We start from the raw sequence: 22,700 nt of genomic DNA on the forward strand, positions 1-22,700 counted from the left end.
TGCGCGCCCTTGAGGTAGGATGCCGGGGCGGCCCTTGAAAAAGGGTCGCCCTTTTTCCATTCCTGCATTCCATTTGCGGTTACGACGATCCCATGAACCGAGTCTTCATCACCGGCGCCAGCAGTGGCCTGGGCCGCGCGCTGGCGCAGCAATACGCCGCCGCGGGCGCCACGCTGGGCTTGCTTGGCCGCCGTGTAGAGGCGCTGCGCGAGTTGGCCGACAGCCTGCCGGGCGAGCACCGTTGTTATGCGGTGGATGTGCGCGATCGCGCGGCGCTGCATGCAGCGGCGACCGATTTCATTGCGTTCTGCCAGGGTCGCGTCGACGTGGTCATCGCCAGCGCGGGCATCAGCGCCGGCACGCTGACCGATCACGGCGAAGACTATGACGTGTTCAAGGCCATCGTGGACACCAATCTGTTGGCCACCGTAGCCACCTTTGAACCGTTCGTGGGCGCCATGCGCGCCGCCGGGTCCGGGCGGCTGGTCGGGATCGCCAGCGTGGCGGGGGTGCGTGGGCTGCCGGGGGCGGGCGCGTACAGCGCCTCCAAGTCGGCGGTGGTGACGTATTGCGAAAGCCTGCGCCTGGAACTGGCCGGCGACGGCATCCGCGTGGTGACCATTGCGCCCGGCTACATCAAGACCGCCATGACGGCCAAGAACCCGTATTCGATGCCCTTCCTGATGGAGGCGGACGCCTTTGCGCAACGCGCGCAGGCAGCCATTACGCGTGGCACGTCTTACACGGTGATTCCGTGGCAGATGGGCGTGGTGGCCAAGCTGATGCGCCTGTTGCCCAATGCCGTCTATGACAAGCTGGCGCGTGACGCGCCACGCAAGCCTCGCAAAGCGGGGTAGCTGATTTCGCGACGGTTACGGGACGATTACGGCAGGTTTACGGCACCACGTCGTCGCCGACCTCGTCGGCCACGTGGCCGACGTCGCCCCAATCCAGTACTTCCCACTTGCGACCCTGTACCGCGACGCGGTTGATGCTGACGTTCAGCAACGCGGCGTCGCGCGCGCCATTCAGTGCCACACCGGACGCATGGCGCCAGATGATGTCCAGCACGCCACCGTGCGTGAACATCAGGATGCGTTCGCCATCATGGCGGCTGGCAATGTCGTCCACGGTGGAGATCACGCGGGATTGGAATTGCCCCAGCGACTCGCCCCCGTCCAGCGGACGCAGCGGGTCGCGGCTTTTCCAGGCGGCAGCGGCTTCGGGCGCCTGTACATCAATGTGTTCGTGGTCCAGCCCTTCCAGGACGCCAAAGCCCCGTTCACGGATACCGGGCTCGACCCGTACGCGCAGGCCCAGCTGTTCGCCTACGGGCAAGGCCGTGGCATGGGCGCGTTGCAGGTCGCTGCTGTAGATGGCGTGGATGGGCGTGTGGCGTGCGTCTTCGCGCAGGCGGGCGGCAAGCAGGCTGGCCTGATTGACGCCGAATTCGTTCAGGGGAATGTCTTTCCAGCCTTGCAGGCGGCGCTGGCGGTTCCAGTCGGTTTCGCCATGGCGGATGAACCAGATTTCAGTCATTACGTTTGTGATGCGCAACTAAGGCTTAAAGCTGGGCCGGCGCAAGGGCCGCGCGCGGCTTCCAGATGGTTTGGATGATGGAGCTTAACGCCACCAGCGCGGGTTCGCTGGCGCGTTCATAGGGCAGGATGAAGCCTAGCATGGCGTCGGCACGTGCCTGGCCCCACACCATGAAATCGTTTGAGGCGGCGCCTGCCAAGGCGGTTTCTTCGCGCAACAACGCGCAGCCCGCGCCGGCGCGCACCAGCGCTTCCAGGTTGGCCTGGTCATCGTTCTGCATGACGACGCGGGGCGACAGGCCGTGGCGTTCAAACATGTCGCGCAGCAGCAGATGGGTGTGGCTGCCCGACGGGCCGTCCAGCCAGGGCAACTGCGCCACTTCGCGCCAACCGCCACGCTTAAGCACCGCGGCATGTTCGTGGGGCAGCGCGATGCGATAGCGCACGCTGCGCAGCGGCAGCCACAACACGCCACGCGGGGGATTGGCCGCGATGGTCAGCGCTGCCGGCAGCCGCCCGGTGCTGACCTGTTCGGCCAAGGTGGCGGTGGGCAGTGTCTGCGTCTTCAGTTCCACCAGCGGCAGGCGCTGCGTGACCGCCGAGGCCAGCTCGCCCAGGCGCAGGAAATCCGGTTTTTCGCTGGGCACGCCAAGCTCGACCACCCCATGCAGGCTGCCTTGCAACTGCCGGGCCTCGGACTTGAATTGCGCGCCCAGCACCAGCAGCGACTCCGCGGTGGGCAGCAGCACTTCGCCCGCCTTGGCCAGCGCCAGCCGGCCGCCACTGCGGTCGAACAGCGCCACGCCCAGGCTCTGTTCCAGCGCCTTGATCTGCGCGGTAACGGCGGGCTGGGTCAGGGACAGCGCTTCGGCCGCCTTCGTCAGGTTGCCCAGGCGGGCAACCGTGACGAAGGCGCGGATCTGATAGATTTCCATGGCCGCCAGTTTAGGCCGCCAACAGCCGCACCTGCGTGGGTTCCAGTCCGATGGATACCGGCGCGCCGATGGGAAACGGCGACAGCCCGGCCAGGTGCGACTGATCCGCCGTCAGGCGTTGTTCGCCGATCAGCACCTGATAGCGCGTGAATTCGCCCAGGAATTCGCTGCTTTCCACAATGCCGGGCAGCCACACATAGCGCGCGTCGCCCAGGCCGTCCGCCATTTCGATCTGTACGGTGTGGGGCCGGAAGCTGGCGGCCAGCCGGCTGGCGGCGGGGGCTTCCGCCGTCAGGGGCAGGTGCAGGTCGCCCACGCCGGGCACGGCCAGCACCACGCTGCCGCTGGTGCGTTCGCGCACATCGCCTTCCAGCACGTTCATCGTGCCGACGAAGTTGGCCACGAAGCGGTTCGTCGGATAGTCGAACAGCGTGCTGGGCGCGCCGATCTGCTGCACCACGCCGTGATCCAGCACCGCCATGCGGTCGGCCGTCGTCATGGCTTCTTCCTGGTCGTGCGTGACGAAGATGGTGGTGATGCCCAGGCGCCGTTGCAGGCTCAGCAGGTCTTGGCGCATCTGCACGCGCAGCTTCTTGTCCAGATTGGACAGCGGCTCGTCCAGCAGCAGCACCTGGGGTTCGATGACGATGGTGCGCGCCAGCGCCACGCGCTGCTGCTGGCCGCCCGACAGCTGGTTGGGCCGGCGCTTGCCATACTGCGACAGGCCCACCAGTTCCAGCGCGGCTTCGACCTTGGCGCGAATCTCGGCGCGCGGCAACTTGCGTTCGACCAGCCCGAAGGCCACGTTGTCCCACACCGTCATGTGCGGCCACAACGCATAGTTCTGGAACACCATGCCGATGTTGCGATCCCAGGGCGGGGTGCCGGTGATGTCTTTGCCGTCCACCAGCAGCTGGCCGGCGCTATGGCGATTAAAGCCCGCGATCAAGCGCAGCAGGGTCGACTTGCCGGAGCCGGACGGGCCCAGCAGCGCAAAGAACTCGCCCGGTTCGATGTGGATATTTACGTCTTTCAGCACTTCCGTCTTGCCATAGGACAGGCGGATGTTGCGGCACTCTACGCTGACCTTCTTCATGCGGATTCCCCTTCAGTGCGTGCCGGACGCTGGCGCGACTGGGCGCGCTCAACCAGCAGGTGCGATACATACGTGCCGATGGCCACCGCGGCCACCGCCAGCACGCCCAGCGCGGCGCCGGGCCCCCGGCCCGCCGCGCTTTGCATATACAGATAGATGCCGTAGCTCATGGGCGCCTGGCTGTCCTTGGTGACCAACATGATGGTGGCCGACAATTCCACCGCCGCCGTCACGAAGCTGGTCACGAAGCCGGCCAGCATGCCGCCCGCCATCAGGGGCACGACAACGCGACGGATCGTGCTCATGCGGGTGGCGCCCAGCGATTGCGCGGCTTCTTCCAGCGACACGTTGATCTGCTGCAACGAGGCCACGCAAGAACGCAACGCATAGGGCAGGCGCCGGACCGAATACGCGATCATGATGATGATCCACGACGAGGTCAGCAGCGTGCCGGTGCCCGGCAGTTCGATGCCGCGAAACGTGCGCAGAAAGCCGATCGCCAGCACGATGCCCGGTATCGCCAGCGCGGCCGAGGCCATGAAGTCCAGCCACTGGCGGGCCGGCAGCCGCGTGCGCAGCATCAGGTAGGCGATGGCGGTACCAAGAATCACGTCCACGCCGGCTGCCAGCCCGCAATAGAGCAGGGTGTTGGCGATCATGCCCTGCGATTCCGAGAACACTGCCGAGTAATGCGCCAGCGTGTAGCCATCCGGCAGCGGGGCGAAGCTCCAGACGCTGGCCAGCGACAGCAGCAGCACGCCCATGTGCGGCGACAGCACCAGCAGCAACACCAGGATGATCCAGCCATAGGCCAACACGCTTTCCATCGGCCCCAGCTTGCGCTTCTGAATGGAGTTGCCGCCCTTTTGCAGGGTGGAATAATCGCGCCCCTTGAGCACGCGCGCCGACAACCACAACGCCAGGATCGAAAACGCGATCATGATGACGCTGATCACATAGCCCAGCGGATCTTCCAGCCCCACCTGCGTGATGCGCAGGTAGGCTTGTGGCGCCAGCATGTTCGTCGTGCCCAGCACCAGCGGCGTGCCCAGGTCGTCGAACACCTTGACGAACACCAGCGACGCGCCGGCCACGTAACCGGGCAGGGCCAGCGGGAAAATCACGCGGCGGAACAGGCGAAACCCGCGCGAGCCCAGGTTGAACGCGGCTTCTTCCATGGCGCCGTCGATGTTGCGCAACGCCACCACCAGGTTCATCAGGATGAACGGAAAGTAGTGCAGCGCTTCAACGAAGATGACGCCGTTCAAGCCTTCCATGAACGGGATCGTGAACCCGAACCAATCGTTCAGCAGCAGGTTGACGCTGCCCGACCGTCCGAAGATCAGCTGCATCGCCACGGCGCCCACAAACGGCGGCATGATGAGCGGCAGCACGCCCAGCGTCTGGATGATCAGCGCACCGCGAAAATCAAAGCGCACCGTGAAGTACGCCAGCGGCACCGCGATCAGGGAGGCCAGCAGCGCCGACCAGCCCGCCACGTACAGGCTGTTGAAGAACGCTTCCTGCATCAGGGGCTGATTGAAGAAGGCACCAAAGTGGCCCATCGTGAAACTGCCGTCGGCGTTCACGAAGGCGCTGTAGAAGACCGTGCCCACGGGCACGGCAAGAAAAAGCAGCAGAAAGCCGAATACCAGCAGCGCCGTCAAAACGGGGCCGGCGGGCAGGCGTGAGTGGCCCGAAGAATTCATCGAGATTCCCGAAATCGTTGCCAGGGGACGGCGCACCGGACGCGTGCCCGGTGCGGTTCGCTAAGGCGGTTCGCCAGTTGCTGTTCGCTAGAGGCGGCTTACAGCGCGCCCGCCTGCCTGGCCAGCTTCACGGCTTCTTCGTAGTTGGCCTTGGACTTGCCGTTCCACTCGCCTTCCAGCTGGGTGATCTGCTGGTTGACCGTGGCGTCTTTCTTGTTGCCCGCGAAGATGGCCAGGAAGGCTGGGTCGGCGGCCTTCTTGCCATCGACCAGCGGCGCCCAGGCAAGCTTGCGCGCTTGTGCCAGCAGCTCGGCCGCCTTGCCGGTCTTGGCCTTGTCGCCCAGTTTGGCTTCGGCGTCGTAGATGGCCTTGGTGGCCGCCTGCAATTCCTTCAGGCGGAAAGTGACGGTTTGGTCATACAGCGATTGCACGACGTAATAACGCGTCTGGGACAGGTCGGCGTTGAATTGCACCTTGCTGCGCTTGGCGATGTCGGCCGGGTCCGGATAGCCGGGTGGGATCTTGCCGGCAAGCGCGGAGTAAGGCAGCACCGGAAGACGCGAAATCTTCGGTTCCAACAGCAGCTCCTGGCCGGCCTGGCTTAACGTGAAGGCGATGAATTTCTTGCCTTCCTCGGTGTTCTTCGCGCCCTCGATCAAGGCGATGTTCGCGGGCACAATCGCGGTCTCGGACGGATAGACGAATTCCACGGGGAACTTGGAATACTTGCTGGACAGGCCAAAGAAGTCGATGACCGGGCCGGCGCCGAACTGGCCGTTGTTCACGCCGTCTGGCACGCCGAATGACCGTTCTGTCACCGCGCTGCTGTTGCCGGACATGCGCAGCAAGGTGTTCCAGCCGTCATCCCAGCCTTCGCCTTGCAGAATGGTCTCCACGGTCAAATGCATGGTGCCCGAGCGCGACGGCGACGTGATGCCCACGTGGCCAAACCACTTGGGCGACAGCAGATCCTTCCATTCCACCGGCGCGGGAATCTTGTGCGCCGCGATATAACGCGTGTTGTAGACAATGCCGTAGCCGGCCAGGGCCTGGCCCAGGTACATGCCGGACGGATCGTTGATAGGGTAGTTGCCGATCTTGTCCGGCACGTCTTTGTTTGCCACGTCGGACGACTTGGCCAGCAGCTTGTCGCGGCCCAGCACTTCGAAGGCGTCGGGCGCGCTGGCCCAGAACACTTCGGGGCGTTGGCCGGCGGGCGTTTCACGCACATAGGCAATGCCCGACACGGTGTTCTTATTCAGGATTTCCAGCGTGATGCCGGGGTTGGCCTTTTCAAACGCGCTCTTGTAAGCCTGCGTCAGGTCCTTCGGGAACGACGTGATCACCGTGACGGTGCCGGCCAGGGCGGGTGCCGAGCAGACGGCCAGCAGGGCGCCTGCAAGGGCGGTGCGCATTGCATGCATGGTTTGTCTCCGTAGTTTTAATTTGTCTGGAGACAGTAATGTCTGGTCTGCAACGCGTCCAATCAGAAATTTTGATGCGGCTCATCAGCGCGGGGCCGTGATGGTGGCGCCCCCGCTGGTGACGCGCTGCGGTTAAGCCGTGGTGGACACGGCGGCGCCCGCTGAGCCCGCTTCGGCTCTGGCCATGGCCGCCTTGGCCTGCAGGACCAGCACCTTCTGGATCTGCCCTTGGATCTGCATGGCCTGGCCGTTCAGCGCTTGAAGCTGCTGTGCCTTCATCTCGTCCGACATGCCGCTGGCCTGCACCTTGGCGATCTGATCCATGATGCGCTTGAGCTGCTTTTGCAGTTCTTTGATCTGACGCGTGAATTCGTCATCGTTACCGGCGTCTTCCGAGGCCTTGGTGCCCCCTACACGCAGCGCCCCAGCCTTGTTGACGCGGATCGTGCCGTCGGGGCTGACCGTTGTCGCCTCCCCGCCTGCGGGATCCGTCGCTTCCTTGTTGGCTTGAATCTTCTGGGCCCACAGGTCGGCCATACTGCCGGTCCGGGATGTGCCGCCGATGGAATTGATAGCCATGATGTCTCCAGGTACTTGGTGGGGATTGCGGGGCGTTCATCTGATGAACGGCATGTTGGGGTCCAACTTAAACATTGCCGCCTTTTCGCGGCCCCCTTTACACTGGCGCCCGCTTACCCCGACACCTTATTTGGGATATCCATGTCCAATTCCTATTTCCCGCGTTGGCGCCTGGCGGACGACGCCGAACCCGGCGTCATCATTGCGCCCGATGAACGGCTGTCCTGGCCCAAAAACGTCGCCATGGGCGCGCAGCACGTTGTGGCCATGTTCGGCTCGACGGTGCTGGCGCCGTTGCTGATGGGCTTTGATCCCAACGTCGCGATCCTGATGTCCGGCATCGGCACGCTGATCTTCTTCCTGTTCGTCGGCGGCCGGGTGCCCAGCTATCTGGGGTCCAGCTTCGCTTTCATCGGGGGCGTAATCGCGGTCACCGGCTATGCGGGCGGGGGCGCCAACGCCAACATCGGCGTCGCGCTGGGCGCGATCATCGCGTGTGGCCTGGCGTATACGCTGATCGGGGTGGTCGTGTGGATCGTCAATGCACGCTCGGGCAGCGGCGCCAACTGGATCGACGCCTTGATGCCGCCTGTTGTCACGGGCGCGGTGGTGGCGGTAATCGGCTTGAACCTGGCGCCCATCGCGGCTAAGGGCGCCATGGGCGCGTCGGGTTTTGACACGTTCATGGCGCTGGTGACCATTGTTTGCGTCGGCGGCATCGCCGTCTACACCAAGGGCATGGTGCAGCGCCTGTTGATCCTGGTTGGCCTGATCCTGGCGTGCGTGGTGTACGCCGCGCTGGCCAACGGCATGGGGCTGGGCAAGCCGATCGACTTTTCGGGCGTGGCCGCCGCCGCGTGGATCGGCCTGCCGCATTTTGCAGCCCCGGTCTTCAAAGCCGAGGCCATGGGGCTGATCGTGCCGGTCGCGATTATCCTGGTCGCCGAAAACCTGGGCCACGTGAAGGCGGTCAGCGCCATGACGGGCCAGGACCTGGACCGCTATCTGGGCCGCGCCTTCGTGGGCGACGGGGTGGCAACCATGGTGTCGGGCGCGGTGGGCGGCACGGGCGTCACGACCTATGCCGAGAACATCGGCGTCATGGCGGTCACCCGCATCTATTCCACGCTGGTTTTCGTCGTGGCCGCGCTGATCGCCGTCGTGCTGGGGTTTTCGCCCAAGTTCGGCGCACTGATCCAGACCATTCCCGGGCCCGTGTTGGGCGGCATGTCGGTGGTGGTGTTCGGCCTGATCGCGATCGCAGGCGCGCGGATCTGGGTCGTCAACCAAGTGGATTTCAGCGACAACCGCAATCTGATCGTGGCCGCCGTCACCTTGGTGCTGGGCGCCGGCGACTTCACCATCAAGATCGGCGACTTCATGCTGGGCGGAATCGGTACCGCCACGTTCGGCGCGATCATCCTGTATGCGCTGCTGCGCCGTCGTAAGCCGGGGCCGATTGTCTAGGCAGTTGCAGGCGGGCGCGATCTCCGGGCAGGTCGCGTCGCCTGGAGGGATTTTTGACAAAATAGCCGTTTTTGGCGGGTTACAGCCCCGAAATGCGTGCAAAAGCACGTTTTCCGGGGTCGCTTGCAATTCCGGTGGAGTTTGCCCACAATATGACTTTGATTGCCCCGGTTCCGACCCGAGCCGGGGTTTTGTTTTGGTCGTCCGCGCCGCTAGCTTCGTGTCAAATCTTGCACCGACAGCAGGTGCGCGCCAGGGTAACGACCTTCACCGAGAACGCTCCGTCGGGGCGTTTTTCTACTTTTTGTTTGGGAAACGACATGTCTGCCATTCCTTTGACCGTGCGCGGGGCCGAGCGCTTGCAAGAAGAGCTCCAGCGGCTGAAAACCGTGGAACGTCCTGCCGTTATCAACGCCATCGCCGAAGCGCGAGCGCAGGGCGATCTGTCGGAAAACGCCGAATATGACGCTGCTCGCGAGCGCCAAGGCTTTATCGAAGGCCGGATTGCCGAACTTGAAGGCACGCTTTCCAACGCCCACCTGATCGATCCGACTTCGCTGGATGCCGAAGGCCGTGCCGTTTTCGGCGCTACCGTGGATATCGAAGACCTGGATTCGGGTGACCGCGTGACGTACCAGATCGTCGGTGACGTCGAAGCCGATATCAAGGCCAATCTGATTTCCGTATCCAGCCCGGTGGCGCGCGCGCTGATCGGCAAGAGCGAAGGCGATGTGGTCGAGGTCAAGGCCCCGGCTGGCGTTCGCGAATACGAAGTATTGGGCGTGCGTTACATCTAACGCGTTCGCCTTGGCGGTACACTGTCAAAACGCCATAGCTTGAAGCCTGCGTTAGGCGGGCTGCCCGCGGTACCTGCGCGGATCGCTATGGTGGACCGGGCGCGTAAAGCGCCCGTTTTTGTGCCCGGCCTTATCTTTTTGCCGTCTTGCGGCTGGTGCCGCTGCGTGCTCCGGCCCGCAGGCTCAGCGCACTGCCGGCGCGGCGGGGAATGCCGTGGCCGCTGGCGGTAGCCCGCTTGTTGCTGGGGCGCATGGGCTTGCCGTTCTTGTTCAGCTGGTCTTGCGGCACGAAGCGCGCCTTGGCCGCCTTGGGCTCTTCGGACTCGCTACGGCGCGGACGCTTGGCCAGGCTCTTGCCTTCGGCGGCCAGCTTCTTCGGCGTGTAGGGTTCGGAAGCGCGGCGCTTGGCAGGAGCCACGGGCTCCATCGCGGCCAGCGCGGCGGGCTTGACGTTGCCGGCCAGGGGACGGAACAGAATCAGGGTCTTGCCCAGGTGGTGCACCGGGGCGCAAGACAGGGTGTCGCAGATCGTCGACAACATGGTCTCGCGGGCCTCGCGGTCATCGCCGCCGGCGCGTACCTTGATGAGGCCATGAGACGCCAGTGCCAGGTCGATTTCCTTGAGCACGGCTTCGGTCAGGCCATTGTCGCCAATCAGGACGACGGGGCGCAGAGGGTGAGCGGCGGAGCGAAGGTCGCTGCGCTCACGAGAGGTAAGTTCTAATATAGGCATGCGTGGAATTGTACGGTAATGGCCAAGAATAAATTCTCTAAAGACTGGATTCACCAGCACATCAACGATCCCTATGTGAAGCTGGCGCAACAGAAGGGCTATCGCGCCCGCGCCGCCTTCAAGCTGATCGAGATCCTGGATACCGAAAAACTGATGCGCCGGGGCGACCTGGTCATTGATCTGGGCTCGGCGCCGGGCAGTTGGTCCCAAGTGGCGCGCGAGCGCCTGGCCGGGCCGGGCGGCGTTGTGGACGGACGTATTATTGCGCTGGATCTGCTTCCCATGGAGCCGGTGGCCGGGGTGGAATTCATCCAGGGCGACTTCCGCGACGATGACGTTCTGAAACAATTGGAAGACATGGTCGGATCTCGCGCCGTAGACCTTGTAATCTCGGACATGGCCCCCAACTTGTCAGGCGTGGGTAGTGCCGACTCCGCACGCATTCAGCATGTATGCGAGCTGGCGATGGAATTTTCCCGCGCTCATCTCAAGCCCAATGGGGCGCTGATCGTCAAGGCCTTCCACGGCAGCGGCTTTTCGCAGATCGTGCAGTCCTTCAAGCAGCACTTCAAGCGTGTGGTCGAGCGCAAGCCGAAGGCGTCCCGGGATAAATCCTCGGAAACCTTTCTGGTTGCCCGCGATCTGAAGTAACCCGGGCCAGGGCATGCTGCCCCGGAACCCCAAAGAACTTACCTGCTTGCCGAGACAACGACCACCATAACGACAAATCAGACGTAACTACACGGACCCCAGGGATCCCAGGACGCAATCGGGTCCAACAGGGTAGAATGGGCTATTGACATACTTGTGACTGTGCCATATGCGGGTGCGCGGTTGCCGGTCGGAATCGAAAGCAGGAGATCGACCTTGAATAATTCATTTTCGAAAGTCGCTGTCTGGATGGTGATAGCCCTGGTGCTGTTCACCGTCTTCAAACAGTTCGACGGACGCGCTCAGACCCAGGACGGCGTGACTTACACGCAGTTCATGGACGACGCCAAGGCGGGACGTATCCGCAAGGTCGACGTTCAGGGCGACGTGCTGTACGTCACCCCGGACGCGGGCCGCGCCTACACGCTGACTTCGCCCGGCGACCTCTGGATGGTCTCCGATCTGCTGAAGTACGGCGTCCAGGTGTCTGGCAAGCCGCGTGAAGAGCAATCGCTCCTGATGAGCATCTTCGTGTCCTGGTTCCCCATGCTGCTGTTGATCGGCGTATGGGTTTTCTTCATGCGACAGATGCAGGGCGGCGGTAAGGGCGGGGCATTCAGCTTCGGCAAATCGCGCGCCCGCATGCTCGACGAAAACACCAATCAAATCACCTTTGCCGACGTTGCCGGCTGCGACGAAGCCAAGGAAGACGTCCAGGAATTGGTCGACTTCCTGCGCGACCCCAGCAAGTTCCAGAAGCTGGGCGGCCGCATTCCCCGTGGCGTGCTGATGGTGGGCTCGCCGGGTACCGGCAAGACGCTGCTGGCCAAGGCCATCGCCGGCGAAGCCAAGGTGCCGTTCTTCAGCATCTCGGGTTCGGACTTCGTTGAAATGTTCGTCGGCGTGGGCGCGGCCCGTGTTCGCGACATGTTCGAAAACGCCAAGAAGCACGCGCCTTGCATCATCTTCATCGACGAAATCGATGCAGTGGGTCGTCAGCGTGGCGCCGGCCTGGGTGGCGGCAACGACGAACGCGAGCAGACCCTGAACCAGATGCTGGTTGAAATGGACGGCTTTGAATCCGGCCAGGGCGTCATCGTGATCGCCGCAACCAACCGCCCCGACGTGCTGGATCCGGCGCTGCTGCGTCCGGGCCGTTTCGACCGTCAAGTCGTGGTGCCGCTGCCCGATATCCGTGGCCGCGAGCAGATTCTGAAAGTCCACATGCGCAAGGTTCCGCTGTCGCCTAACGTCGACGCGACCATCCTGGCGCGCGGCTGCCCCGGTTTCTCGGGCGCCGACCTGGCCAACCTGGTGAACGAAGCCGCGCTGTTCGCCGCTCGCCGTAATGGCCGCACGGTGGATATGTCCGACTTCGAAAAGGCCAAGGACAAGATCATCATGGGCGCCGAACGTCGCTCGATCGTCATGCCTGAAGAGGAACGCAAGAACACCGCGTACCACGAGTCCGGCCACGCGATCGTTGCCCGCTTGCTGCCCAAGACCGACCCGGTTCACAAGGTCACCATCATTCCGCGCGGCCGTGCGCTGGGCGTGACGATGCAGTTGCCCGAAACCGACCGCTACAGCATGGACAAGGGCCGCTTGCTGTCCACCATCGCCGTGCTGTTTGGTGGCCGTATCGCCGAAGAGCTGTTCATGGACCAGATGACGACGGGCGCCTCGAACGACTTCGAACGCGCCACCGCCATCGCCCGCGACATCGTCACCCGCTACGGCATGACGGACGAGCTGGGCCCGATGGTCTATGCCGAGAACGAAGGCGAAGTGTTCCTGGGCCGCAGCGTTACGAAGACGACCCACATGTCCGAAGCCACCATGCAAAAGGTGGACACCGAGATCCGCCGCATCATCGACGAGCAATACCAAGTCGCGCGCAAGATCCTCGAAGACAATCGCGACAAGGTCGAAGTCATGACGACCGCGCTGCTCGAATGGGAAACCATCGACGCCGACCAGATCAACGACATCATCGAGGGCCGTCCTCCGCGTCCCCCGAAAACGCCGCAAGGTCCGTCCGATTCGACGGACACGCCGCCCAGCACCGGGCTGGCGGCTGGCGGCAGCACGGCTGCAGCAGTCTGAGGTTTTTTGTCCTGAGTTATGGCAAATAACTTCCTTTGCGGGCGCTTCGAGTTTGATCTCGAGCGCCCGCTTGTCATGGGAATCGTCAATGTCACGCCGGATTCATTTTCGGACGGTGGCCAGCACGACGATACGGATTCCGCGGTGGCGCACGCGCGCCAGTTGATCGAAGAGGGCGCGCAGATTCTTGATCTGGGCGGTGAATCGACGCGACCGGGTGCGGATCCGGTGTCGGTTACAGACGAACTGAATCGGCTGTTGCCCGTGATCGAGGCGCTACGCGATTGCGGTGTGCCGCTGTCCATCGACACCTTCAAGCCCGAAGTCATGCGCGCCACGCTGGATGCGGGCGCCGACATGATCAACGACATCTATGGCTTCAGGCAGCCCGGCGCCATCGAGGCGGTGGCGCAATCGCGCTGCGGGCTGTGCGTGATGCACATGAAGGGCGAGCCTCGCACCATGCAGGCCGCGCCCCCCGAATACACCGACCTGATCGGTGAAATCGGACTTTTCCTGGGCTCGCGCGCGCAGAAGCTGCGTGCCGCCTGGGTTGATCCCCGCCGTATCGTGCTGGACCCGGGTTTCGGTTTCGGCAAGACGGCAGACCAAAATTTCCAGTTGCTGCGTCGGCTGTCCAGCTTGCGCAGCGGTGGCTATCCATTGCTGATCGGCCTGTCGCGTAAAAACATGATCGGGCAGGCCACCGGCCGACCGATCGGCGACCGGCTGTCCGGCAGCATCGCCGCAGCGCTTGCCTGCGTGTCGCGGGGCGCCTCCATCGTGCGTGTGCACGATGTTGCCGCCACCGTTGACGCCCTTAAGGTATGGCATGCGGCTGAACAAGGAGCAATCAGTTCATGAGTCAACGCAAGTATTTCGGCACCGATGGGGTGCGCGGTGAAGTGGGCGGCCCGGTCATCAATGCCGAGTTCGCGCTACGCCTGGGTTATGCGGCCGGCCGCGTGCTGGCGCGCGAACATGCCGTGCGCGGCGGCAGCCGCCCGCAAGTGGTCATTGGCAAGGACACGCGCATTTCCGGCTACATGCTGGAATCCGCGCTGGAAGCCGGTTTGTCGGCCGCGGGCATCGACGTGCTGCTGGCCGGCCCGATCCCGACTCCGGCCGTCGCTTACCTGACCCGCGCGCTGCGCCTGGTGGCCGGCATCGTAATCAGTGCTTCCCACAATCCGTACCAGGACAACGGCATCAAGTTCTTCTCGGCGCAGGGCATGAAGCTGCCGGATGACATCGAAGCCGCCATCGAAGCCGCGCTGGACGAGCCGCTGGGTTGCGTCAGTTCTGAAGGCCTGGGCCGCGCCCGCCGCATGTCGGACTCGCAAGGCCGCTACATTGAATTCTGCAAGAGCACGTTCCCCAACGATCTGGACCTGAACGGGATGAAGATCGTGGTGGACGCCGCCCATGGCGCCGCCTACAACATCGCCCCCCATGTGTTCCGCGAACTGGGCGCCGAGGTGCATGCCATCGGCGTGCATCCGGACGGCTTCAACATCAACAAGGGCGTGGGCGCGTTGCACCCCGAGTCGTTGGCCAAGGAAGTGCAGGCGCGTGGCGCGCATCTGGGCGTAGCCCTGGACGGCGACGCCGACCGGCTGCAAGTGGTCGATGGCGAAGGCCGCATCTATAACGGTGACGAACTGCTTTACGCCATCGTTCGCGAACGCATGCAGCGTGGCAAGGTAGATGGCGTGGTCGGCACGCTGATGACCAACTTTGGTTTCGAACGCGAAATGCAGCGCCTGGGTGTCGGCTTCGAACGCGCCAACGTGGGCGACCGCTACGTGCTGGAACAGATGCAGGCGCGCGGCTGGCAATACGGCGGCGAAAGCTCCGGCCACCTGCTGTGCCTGGATTGCCACTCCACCGGCGACGGCATCATTGCCGCCTTGCAGGTGCTGACCGCATTGCGTCGCGGCAATACGACGATGGCCGAGTGGGTGCGCGACCTGCGCATGTACCCGCAGAAGATGATCAACGTGCCGTTGACCCCGGGCCAGGACTGGAAAACGCATCCCGGCCTGACCGCCGCCCGCGCCGCCGTTGAAGCCGAACTGAACGGTCGTGGTCGCATCCTGATCCGCGCATCGGGCACTGAACCGAAGCTTCGCCTGATGGTCGAAGCTGAAGATGAATCCCTTGCCGTTTCCTCCGCAGAGAAGCTCGCCGCCAGCTTGGCGTAAGCCCGGCCCAGCCGCTTTAGAAAAAGCCACCCACCGAGTTTCGGTGGGTGGCTTTTGTGCATTGATGCTTGGTAGTGAATTGTAAAGTTTTGTCGAGATTCGCCCAAAGTCGACCTATCTCCCCCGAACTAAACTTCATAGTCACGTAACATATTGGTCAAGTCTTTGACATACAGGGCGTCCAAACTGACCGGACTCTCTAGGAGCTACGCGCAATGCTGGAATTAGCACGCACCACCCCAAGCCGTAATCCCGCCGAACCCTGGAAGGGCAACGCCCCGAAAGTGCTGGCGGTGGGCCTGGCGCGCACGGCTGAAGAAATCGAGCAGATCCAACGTCTGCGCTACGACGTCTTCACCGAGGACATGGGCGCGGTGTTTCCCGACGCGCATGACGGCATCGAGCATGACCGCTTCGACCCCTTTTGCGAACACCTGATGGTGCGCGAAATGGATACGGGCCGCGTCGTCGGCACGTATCGCATCCTGACACCGGAAAAGGCCCGTGAAGCGGGCGGATATTACGCGCAGTCAGAGTTCGATCTTTCCGGGCTGGGTCCGATTCGAGACCAGCTCGTTGAAGTCGGCCGATCGTGTACCCATTCCGACTACCGCAACGGCGCCGTGATCATGCTGTTGTGGTCTGGCCTGACGGAATACCTGCGGCGCGGTGGCTACGAATACGTACTGGGCTGCGCCAGCGTCAGCCTGCGCGATGACGGCGTCACCGCCGCCGAAGTGTGGCGCACGATCATGCCGCAGCTGCCCCAGGGCGGCGAGCCCCACGTGATCCCGCTGCACCGCTACCCGGTGGAAAAGCTGAACAGCACGCTGCCGGCCCGCGTGCCGCCGCTGATCAAGGGGTATCTGAAGCTGGGCGCCAAGGTCTGTGGCGAACCCGCCTGGGACCCGGACTTCAACGCCGCCGACTTCCCGGTGCTGCTGAAAATGGAACGCATGGACGAGCGCTATCGCCGCCATTTCGGGCTGGACCAGCCCGCGGCCCTGAACGGCCAGCGCTGATCACCATGCGCCGCCTGTTCCGCCGAATGAAAATCAGGTTGATACGGCGGGCCACGCGGCCTTTGCGGCTTGAGCTCAAGCAGCTGCGCCGTCAGACCGATCTGTCTTTCTTTTAAAAAAGGGCAATGGCGCTGACGCCATTGCCCTTTTTTCGCCAACGCGCCGGAATCCTCGCAGTCAGAATTCCAGTACTTCGAACGAGAACCCCACCTTGTTCCATTCGGCATCTTCCGCGCGCAGCGTGAAGTCGCTTAAGGGGTGTTGCGCCAGCCATTCGCGGTTGACCCGCACGACGATAGAGTTCTCGCGCACCGAGGCGGTGAGCGGAAGCGGTTCAATTTCGCCACGACGGCGGAATAGCAATACCGCCAGGCGCAGGCTCAGGATGGCCTTCCATTGGGGCCGCGTGCGGATCAGCGGCTCCAGCTTGGTCAACTTGCCTTGATGGCCCAGCGCCAGCAGCGCCAGCAACTGCTGATCGGCGCGCGAGAAGCCCGGCATGTCGGCGTTTTCAAGCACGTACGCGGTGTGCTTGTGATACGCGTTGTGCGCGATCGACAGGCCCACTTCGTGCAGGTCCGCCGCCCAGCCCAGCGCGGGCCGAAGCTCGGCGCGTTCTTGGCCTTCGGGGAACATGGCGTCGAACAGCGTTAGCGCCGCGTGGCGCACGCGCCGCGCCTGGTTGACGTCGACGTGATAGCGCTTCATGAACTGGCGCACCGATTCGTCGCGCTTGTCGTGCTCGTCGTCGCGGCCCAGCAGGTCATACAGCACGCCCAGGCGCAACGCGCCGTCGCCCGTGTGCATGACGTCGATGCCCAGCTCGTCGAACAGGGCGGTCATGATGGCCAGCCCGCCGGGCAGCACATCGGAACGCTCGATCTTGATGCCCGGCAGCTCGGACGGAATGACGCGGCCCGAACGCACGATGCGGTCTTTCAGCTTGGCCAGCCCCGCGCGCGTGATGCCGCGATCGGAAAAGCGGCTTTCGGTCAGGATGGCGAATAGCGCCTTGGCGGTGCCGGACGAGCCATAGGCTTCTTTCCAGCCCATCTTGCGGTACTGCTTGGCGATGACTTCGATCTCGCGCCGCGCCGCCAGCTCGGCCTGTTTCATCTGGTGCGCGTCGACCACGCCATCCGAGAAAAACTGGCGGCTGTAGCTGACGCAGCCCATGTACAACGACGACATCAGGGCGGGCTCGTGACCCTTGCCGATGATGACTTCGGTGGACCCGCCGCCAATATCGATGACCAGGCGTTTGTTGGGCGATGGGGGCAGGGTGTGGACCACGCCCGAGAAGATCAGGCGGGCTTCTTCGCGGCCGGCGATGACTTCAATGGGAAAGCCCAGCGCGGCTTCCGCGCGCGGCAGGAAGTCCCGCGTGTTGCGCGCGACGCGAAAGGTATTGGTGGCGACCGCGCGCACCCGGTTGGGGTGAAAACTGCGTAGTCGGTCGCCAAAACGCTCCAGCACGGCGATGGCGCGCTCGATGGCGTCGTCGCCCAAGCGTTTCTCGGCGTCCAGGCCGGCGGCAAGCCGCACGGTTTCCTTGAGACGATCGATCTGGTAGATCTGGGGCGTACCGTCCTGTTGAACGATGCGTCCGATGGAGAGGCGAAAGCTGTTGGACCCGAGGTCCACCGCGGCCAGAAGTTGATCCATGCGGCTCGTAATATAGGCTTTGAGGTGGCCTGATTATAGAGACCCCATGTGACAGTGCCTTTAGATGCGGGTTTTCGCTTATGGATCATAGGCTTGGCTGAATAATCCGGTTGCGCCATATGTCCCGATTTTGACGTACGCTACGGTTTTGCATGTGTGTCATAGAACCGTCACTCTTTTGCAGTAAAACTCCACGCTCTGTCCCAAACGTATGGAATCCGGTATGCCCACACGCCCGCCCGGCGAGCCCTTGCTCATGAATCGTGAGTTGTCGCTGCTCAAATTCAACGAACGCGTGCTGGCGATGGCGGAAGATCCGAAGACGCCGCTGCTGGAGCGGCTGCGGTACGTGTGTATCGTCAGCTCGAACCTGGACGAGTTCTTTGAAATCCGGATTTCCAGCCTGAAAGAACAACAACGCCAGTCGCCGAACCTGGTCGGCCCCGACGGCATGACGCCCGATCAGGCGTTTGAAAACGTCCAGCAGGCCGTCCACGCGCTGGTGGCGCGGCAATACAACCTGCTTAATGACGACATCCTGCCCGCCATGCAGTCCGAGGGCATCACCCTGCATCACGCGTCCGAATGGAATGCCGAGCAGCAGCAATGGGCGCGCGACGTCTTCAACCGCGACGTGATGCCGCTGCTGACGCCCATCGGGCTGGACCCGGCGCATCCGTTTCCTCGCGTCTACAACAAAAGCCTGAATTTCATTGTGTCGCTGGCCGGCGCCGACGCCTTCGGGCGTCAGGCGTCGATTGCCGTGGTGCAGGCGCCGCGCGCGCTGCCGCGCCTGATCAAGATGCCGCCCGAGCTCTCCGGCCACCCCGAAGGCTTCATCTTGCTGACGTCGCTGCTGCGCGCGTTCGTCGGCGAGCTATTTCCGGGCCTGGAAATGCTGGGCTGCTACCAATGGCGCGTCACCCGCAACAGCGACCTGTTCGTTGACGAGGAAGAAGTCACCAACCTGCGCCACGCCCTGCAAGGCGAGCTGTCGCAACGCAATTTCGGCGCCGCCGTGCGTCTGGAAATCGACAAGCTGACGCCGGTGGAACTGGAGACCTTTCTTCAGCGCGAATTCTCGCTGAAGGCTGAAGACACCTACCGCGTGCCCGGACCCGTGAACCTGTCGCGGCTGATGCAGCTGTGCAATTCCGACCTGCGCCCAGACCTGCTGTTCCCGGAATACCGCGCGCCCGTGCCCGCGCCTTTTGACAAGGTGGGCGACAAACCTCAAGACCTGTTCGATGCCGTGGCCCAGCAGGACCGCCTGCTGCACCACCCGTACCAGTCGTTTCAGCCCGTCATTGATTTCCTGACGGCGGCGGCGCTGGACCCCGACGTCATGGCCATCAAGCAGACCATCTACCGTACCGGCGAAGACTCCGAGCTGATGAAGATCCTGCTGGCGGCGGCGCGCGCCGGCAAGGAAGTGACGGTGGTGGTGGAACTGATGGCGCGCTTTGACGAGCAGACCAACATCAACTGGGCATCCAAACTGGAAGAGGTGGGGGCGCACGTGGTCTATGGCGTCGTGGCCCACAAGACGCACGCCAAGATGGCCGTGGTGCTGCGCCGCGAAAAGGGCCGTTTGCGCCGGTATGCGCACCTGGGCACCGGCAACTACCACCCACGCACCGCGCGGCTTTACACCGACTTTGGCCTGCTGACGGCCGATCCGAAATTGTGCGAGGACATGGACAAGGTGTTCGCGCAGCTGACGGGGCTGGGTGCGCGGCGGTCGCTGAAGGCATTGATGCAATCGCCGTTCACCATGCACGACGGGATGGTGGCGCTGATACGCGCCGAGGCCCGCGCGGCCAAGGCGGGCAAGCGCGCCCGCATCATGGCCAAGATGAATTCTCTGCTGGAAGAGCAGATCATCGAAGAACTGTACAAGGCCAGCCAGGCCGGCGTGAAAATCGATTTGATCGTGCGCGGCGTCTGCGCGTTGCGGGCCGGCGTGCCGGGGCTGTCGGAAAATATCCGCGTGCGGTCCATCGTGGGACGCTTCCTGGAGCATTCCCGCGTTTTCTATTTCTACGCCGAGGGCGAAGAAACGGTGTACCTGTCGTCAGCTGACTGGATGGACCGCAACTTTTTCCGCCGCGTGGAAATCGCGTTCCCGATCTACGACAAGGTGCTGAAGAAACGCGTTATCGACGAAGCGTTTACCTATGCGCTGCGCGATAACCAACTGGCATGGCAGCAGCGCCCTGATGGGGATTACACCCGGGTGAAAAGCCGACGCGAGCCCTTCAACCTGCACCAATACCTGATCGAAAAACTGGGCGTATAACGCCCGTCGCGCAGGCAGGGGGGCGTCCCCCAAAAAATTGCGGCCGCCCCGGTATTTCCGGGGCGGCCGCGGTGTTTTCGAGGGGGGCGCAAAGGGCTGGATGAAGCGTATGTGACTGTCACTATCTTGTCACGTTGGGCCCCTAAGATGCGAGGGTCGCTGAAAGACAGGCACTAGAAAAAGCCTGACTAGACTCCTTTAACGAGCACAGAAGGAACCCTGATGTTCAAACGTGTCTTCAAACAAGTTTCCGTGGGCGTTGCGCTGAGCGCCGCCGTTTTTGCCGTCCAGGCCGCCGATGTGACCGGCGCCGGCGCATCGTTCCCGTACCCGATCTACGCCAAGTGGGCGTCGGACTACAAGGCAGCCACCAACAACGCGATCAACTACCAGTCGATCGGTTCGGGCGGCGGCCAACAGCAGATCATCGCCAAGACCGTCGATTTCGGCGCCTCGGACGATCCCATGAAGGCGGCTGACCTGGAAAAGAACGGCCTGCTGCAATTCCCGGCCGTGATCGGCGGCACCGTGGCCGTCGTGAACATCGACGGCGTGGAACCGGGCAAGCTGAAGCTGTCGGGCACCGTGCTGGCCGACATCTTCCTGGGCAAGATCAAGAAGTGGGACGACAACGCCATCAAGGCGCTGAACCCGGACGTCAAGCTGCCGTCGGCCGACATCATCGTCGTGCACCGTTCGGACGGCTCGGGCACCACCTTCGGCTGGACCAACTACCTGTCCAAGGTGTCGGCTGACTGGAAGTCGCAAGTCGGTGAAGGCAAGGCCGTCAAGTGGCCCACCGGCCAGGGCGGCAAGGGCAACGAAGGCGTCGCCGCCTACGTCGGCCAGCTGAAGAACTCGATCGGCTATGTGGAATACGCCTACGCCAAGCAAAACAAGCTGGCCTGGACGCAACTGCAGAACAAGGACGGCAAGTTCGTCCAGCCCGAGCAAAAGGCGTTCGCCGCCGCGGCCGCCAATGCCGACTGGAAGAGCGCGCCGGGCATGGGCGTGGTCCTGACCGACGAGCCGGGTGCCGATTCGTGGCCCGTCACCGCCGCCACGTTCATCCTGGTGCACAAGTCGCAAGCCAAGCCGGCGCAAGGCAAGGCCGTACTGGAGTTCTTTGACTGGGCGTTCAAGAACGGCGCCAAGTCGGCCGAAGCCATGGACTACGTGCCGCTGCCGGAAGCCGTGACCAAGGAAATCCGCGCCGCCTGGGGCGAAGTCAAGTCCGCCGACGGCACCCCCGTCTGGAAGTAAGCCGGGACAGCGCGCAAGGTTGGCGTCTGTCATGCCTTGGGTACGGCCTGACGCCTTTCTGCCACGCGCTTGACCCGACACAGCGACCGCCCTGGAAATCTTGGCCACCAAGAGATCCGGGGCGGCTCGCCCCAGCAGTTCCCGTTTCCACCCAGGTCATCTAAGGAAAGTCCATCCATGAGCGCGGTAATGGATAATAGTGTGCCGCTTTCGCCCAGCGTGGCGGACTCCGTGACTACCGGCACGCCTTCGCCTATGAAGCAAAATAAAAACGCGCTGATGGATGCGCTGTTCAAGAATCTGACCCGCCTGTTCGCCTTCCTGGTGTTCATCCTGCTGGCGGCGATTCTGGTATCCCTGATCTACGGCAGCCGCGAATCGCTGGCCAAATACGGCCTGTCGTTCCTGTGGCTTAACGACTGGGACCCCGTCAACCAGAACTACGGCGCCGTGGTGCCCATCATCGGCACCTTGCTGACGTCGGCCATCGCCTTGATCATCGCCGTGCCGGTTTCGTTCGGCATCGCCATCTTCCTGACCGAACTGTCGCCGACGTGGCTGCGCCGCCCGCTGGGCACCGCCGTCGAAATGCTGGCGGCCATTCCGTCCATCATCTACGGCATGTGGGGCCTGTTCGTCTTCGTGCCGGTATTCCAGCAGTACGTGCAGCCGTTCCTGATCGCCACGCTGGGCAACGTGCCCGTCATCGGCGGGCTGTTCGCCGGGCCGCCTTTCGGCATCGGCATCTTCACCGCCGGCCTGATCCTGTCGATCATGATCATCCCGTTCATCGCCGCCGTGATGCGCGACGTGTTCGAGCTGGTGCCGGCGATGCTGAAAGAATCGGCCTACGGGCTGGGCAGCACGACCTGGGAAGTGATGTGGCGCGTGGTCCTGCCTTTCACCAAGTCGGGCGTCATCGGCGGCATCATGCTGGGCCTGGGCCGCGCCCTGGGCGAGACGATGGCCGTGACGTTCGTGATCGGCAACGCGTTCAAGTGGTCGGGCTCGCTGTTCTCGCCGGGCAACTCGATTGCCTCCGCGCTGGCCAATGAATTCAACGAAGCGGGCGGCATCCAGAAGTCGGCGTTGCTGGAACTGGGCTTGATCCTGTTCCTGATCACGACCATCGTGCTGGCCCTGGCCAAAGTGCTGCTGGTACGCCTTTCCGCCGGCGAAGGCCGTAAGACCTGACGCGCCGCGAGCACAAGG

Annotated in this window: 19 protein-coding genes; 11 read left to right on the forward strand and 8 right to left on the reverse strand. The window is 63.4% G+C overall.

All coding sequences use genetic code 11. From position 1 onward, the window contains the following. Nucleotides 1-92 precede the first annotated feature (92 nt). Entirely contained in the window at nt 93-857 is a 765-nt protein-coding gene (locus V6F88_RS26140) for an SDR family oxidoreductase (protein WP_332613244.1), read from the forward strand. Between the two features lie 37 nt (nt 858-894). On the opposite strand, the gene V6F88_RS26145 is transcribed toward V6F88_RS26140, so the two are convergent. The 6 genes from V6F88_RS26145 to V6F88_RS26170 form a co-directional block, all read right to left on the reverse strand. Further along, nucleotides 895-1,539, reverse strand: coding sequence for a histidine phosphatase family protein (locus V6F88_RS26145; RefSeq protein WP_332613246.1), 645 nt, complete (start codon nt 1,537-1,539; stop codon nt 895-897). A gap of 25 nt (nt 1,540-1,564) precedes the next feature. Beyond that, nucleotides 1,565-2,473: a LysR family transcriptional regulator gene (locus V6F88_RS26150; protein WP_332613248.1), complete on the reverse strand. Its 909-nt coding sequence runs from the start codon at nt 2,471-2,473 to the stop codon at nt 1,565-1,567. 10 nt (nt 2,474-2,483) lie between these two features. After that, a complete protein-coding gene (locus V6F88_RS26155) occupies nt 2,484-3,569 on the reverse strand; it encodes an ABC transporter ATP-binding protein (RefSeq protein ID WP_120156687.1) in 1,086 nt (361 codons plus the stop codon). Continuing rightward, entirely contained in the window at nt 3,566-5,278 is a 1,713-nt protein-coding gene (locus V6F88_RS26160) for an ABC transporter permease (RefSeq protein WP_332613251.1), read from the reverse strand. The genes V6F88_RS26155 and V6F88_RS26160 overlap by 4 nt, the downstream gene beginning before the upstream one ends. A 98-nt stretch (nt 5,279-5,376) precedes the next feature. After that, entirely contained in the window at nt 5,377-6,702 is a 1,326-nt protein-coding gene (locus V6F88_RS26165; protein ID WP_332613252.1) for an ABC transporter substrate-binding protein, read from the reverse strand. Between the two features lie 132 nt (nt 6,703-6,834). Then, nucleotides 6,835-7,281, reverse strand: coding sequence for a FlxA-like family protein (locus tag V6F88_RS26170; protein ID WP_332613253.1), 447 nt, complete (start codon nt 7,279-7,281; stop codon nt 6,835-6,837). A 141-nt stretch (nt 7,282-7,422) separates the two neighbouring features. Here V6F88_RS26170 and V6F88_RS26175 point away from each other — a divergent pair, with 141 nt between their 5' ends. Both V6F88_RS26175 and greA read left to right on the forward strand, forming a co-directional pair. Next, a complete protein-coding gene (locus V6F88_RS26175; protein WP_332613254.1) occupies nt 7,423-8,748 on the forward strand; it encodes a solute carrier family 23 protein in 1,326 nt (441 codons plus the stop codon). A 320-nt stretch (nt 8,749-9,068) separates the two neighbouring features. Then, complete coding sequence (gene greA, locus V6F88_RS26180; protein WP_006221068.1) at nt 9,069-9,545, forward strand: transcription elongation factor GreA; 477 nt, start codon at nt 9,069-9,071, stop codon at nt 9,543-9,545. Between the two features lie 130 nt (nt 9,546-9,675). Here greA and V6F88_RS26185 read toward each other — a convergent pair whose 3' ends face one another. Beyond that, nucleotides 9,676-10,278, reverse strand: coding sequence for a YhbY family RNA-binding protein (locus V6F88_RS26185; RefSeq protein WP_332613255.1), 603 nt, complete (start codon nt 10,276-10,278; stop codon nt 9,676-9,678). Between the two features lie 18 nt (nt 10,279-10,296). Between V6F88_RS26185 and V6F88_RS26190 the strand changes: the two genes are divergently transcribed. The 5 genes from V6F88_RS26190 to V6F88_RS26210 all read left to right on the forward strand — a co-directional run bounded on the left by V6F88_RS26190 (nt 10,297) and on the right by V6F88_RS26210 (nt 16,261). After that, nucleotides 10,297-10,929 (forward strand): RlmE family RNA methyltransferase, encoded by a 633-nt coding sequence (locus V6F88_RS26190; RefSeq protein ID WP_046806891.1) that lies wholly within the window; start codon nt 10,297-10,299, stop codon nt 10,927-10,929. Nucleotides 10,930-11,145: 216 nt separating this feature from the next. Beyond that, nucleotides 11,146-13,035, forward strand: coding sequence for an ATP-dependent zinc metalloprotease FtsH (gene ftsH, locus V6F88_RS26195; RefSeq protein ID WP_332613258.1), 1,890 nt, complete (start codon nt 11,146-11,148; stop codon nt 13,033-13,035). Between the two features lie 18 nt (nt 13,036-13,053). Beyond that, a complete protein-coding gene (folP, locus tag V6F88_RS26200) occupies nt 13,054-13,899 on the forward strand; it encodes a dihydropteroate synthase (protein WP_332613260.1) in 846 nt (281 codons plus the stop codon). Next, nucleotides 13,896-15,239 carry a phosphoglucosamine mutase gene (gene glmM / locus V6F88_RS26205; RefSeq protein WP_332613261.1) on the forward strand — a complete coding sequence of 448 codons (1,344 nt, stop codon included), beginning with the start codon at nt 13,896-13,898 and terminating at the stop codon, nt 15,237-15,239. Before folP ends, glmM begins: the two co-directional genes overlap by 4 nt. Nucleotides 15,240-15,454: 215 nt before the next feature. Next, nucleotides 15,455-16,261 carry a GNAT family N-acetyltransferase gene (locus V6F88_RS26210; RefSeq protein ID WP_332613262.1) on the forward strand — a complete coding sequence of 269 codons (807 nt, stop codon included), beginning with the start codon at nt 15,455-15,457 and terminating at the stop codon, nt 16,259-16,261. A gap of 177 nt (nt 16,262-16,438) precedes the next feature. On the opposite strand, the gene ppx is transcribed toward V6F88_RS26210, so the two are convergent. Then, nucleotides 16,439-17,926: an exopolyphosphatase gene (gene ppx, locus V6F88_RS26215; RefSeq protein ID WP_332613263.1), complete on the reverse strand. Its 1,488-nt coding sequence runs from the start codon at nt 17,924-17,926 to the stop codon at nt 16,439-16,441. 223 nt (nt 17,927-18,149) lie between these two features. Here ppx and ppk1 point away from each other — a divergent pair, with 223 nt between their 5' ends. From ppk1 to pstC, 3 genes are all read left to right on the forward strand, one after another. Next, nucleotides 18,150-20,225: a polyphosphate kinase 1 gene (ppk1, locus tag V6F88_RS26220; RefSeq protein WP_332613264.1), complete on the forward strand. Its 2,076-nt coding sequence runs from the start codon at nt 18,150-18,152 to the stop codon at nt 20,223-20,225. 222 nt (nt 20,226-20,447) lie between these two features. After that, complete coding sequence (gene pstS, locus V6F88_RS26225) at nt 20,448-21,488, forward strand: phosphate ABC transporter substrate-binding protein PstS (RefSeq protein WP_332613265.1); 1,041 nt, start codon at nt 20,448-20,450, stop codon at nt 21,486-21,488. Nucleotides 21,489-21,665: 177 nt separating this feature from the next. Then, on the forward strand, nt 21,666-22,682 hold the full coding sequence (pstC, locus tag V6F88_RS26230; RefSeq protein ID WP_046806883.1) for a phosphate ABC transporter permease subunit PstC: 1,017 nt from the start codon (nt 21,666-21,668) through the stop codon (nt 22,680-22,682). Nucleotides 22,683-22,700 lie beyond the last annotated feature (18 nt).

Origin of the sequence: Achromobacter sp. ESBL13 (assembly GCF_036668755.1) — a bacterium.
Taxonomy (GTDB): Bacteria; Pseudomonadota; Gammaproteobacteria; order Burkholderiales; family Burkholderiaceae_B; genus Achromobacter.

Excerpts from the sequence above, each read along its gene's own strand:
- V6F88_RS26140 (WP_332613244.1), top strand. The coding sequence starts at position 93 with ATGAACCGAGTCTTCATCACCGGCGCCAGCAGTGGCCTGGGCCGCGCG.
- V6F88_RS26145 (WP_332613246.1), bottom strand. The coding sequence starts at position 1,539 with ATGACTGAAATCTGGTTCATCCGCCATGGCGAAACCGACTGGAACCGC.
- V6F88_RS26150 (WP_332613248.1), bottom strand. The coding sequence starts at position 2,473 with ATGGAAATCTATCAGATCCGCGCCTTCGTCACGGTTGCCCGCCTGGGC.
- V6F88_RS26155 (WP_120156687.1), bottom strand. The coding sequence starts at position 3,569 with ATGAAGAAGGTCAGCGTAGAGTGCCGCAACATCCGCCTGTCCTATGGC.
- V6F88_RS26160 (WP_332613251.1), bottom strand. The coding sequence starts at position 5,278 with ATGAATTCTTCGGGCCACTCACGCCTGCCCGCCGGCCCCGTTTTGACG.
- V6F88_RS26165 (WP_332613252.1), bottom strand. The coding sequence starts at position 6,702 with ATGCATGCAATGCGCACCGCCCTTGCAGGCGCCCTGCTGGCCGTCTGC.
- V6F88_RS26170 (WP_332613253.1), bottom strand. The coding sequence starts at position 7,281 with ATGGCTATCAATTCCATCGGCGGCACATCCCGGACCGGCAGTATGGCC.
- V6F88_RS26175 (WP_332613254.1), top strand. The coding sequence starts at position 7,423 with ATGTCCAATTCCTATTTCCCGCGTTGGCGCCTGGCGGACGACGCCGAA.
- greA (WP_006221068.1), top strand. The coding sequence starts at position 9,069 with ATGTCTGCCATTCCTTTGACCGTGCGCGGGGCCGAGCGCTTGCAAGAA.
- V6F88_RS26185 (WP_332613255.1), bottom strand. The coding sequence starts at position 10,278 with ATGCCTATATTAGAACTTACCTCTCGTGAGCGCAGCGACCTTCGCTCC.
- V6F88_RS26190 (WP_046806891.1), top strand. The coding sequence starts at position 10,297 with ATGGCCAAGAATAAATTCTCTAAAGACTGGATTCACCAGCACATCAAC.
- folP (WP_332613260.1), top strand. The coding sequence starts at position 13,054 with ATGGCAAATAACTTCCTTTGCGGGCGCTTCGAGTTTGATCTCGAGCGC.
- glmM (WP_332613261.1), top strand. The coding sequence starts at position 13,896 with ATGAGTCAACGCAAGTATTTCGGCACCGATGGGGTGCGCGGTGAAGTG.
- V6F88_RS26210 (WP_332613262.1), top strand. The coding sequence starts at position 15,455 with ATGCTGGAATTAGCACGCACCACCCCAAGCCGTAATCCCGCCGAACCC.
- ppx (WP_332613263.1), bottom strand. The coding sequence starts at position 17,926 with ATGGATCAACTTCTGGCCGCGGTGGACCTCGGGTCCAACAGCTTTCGC.
- ppk1 (WP_332613264.1), top strand. The coding sequence starts at position 18,150 with ATGCCCACACGCCCGCCCGGCGAGCCCTTGCTCATGAATCGTGAGTTG.
- pstS (WP_332613265.1), top strand. The coding sequence starts at position 20,448 with ATGTTCAAACGTGTCTTCAAACAAGTTTCCGTGGGCGTTGCGCTGAGC.
- pstC (WP_046806883.1), top strand. The coding sequence starts at position 21,666 with ATGAGCGCGGTAATGGATAATAGTGTGCCGCTTTCGCCCAGCGTGGCG.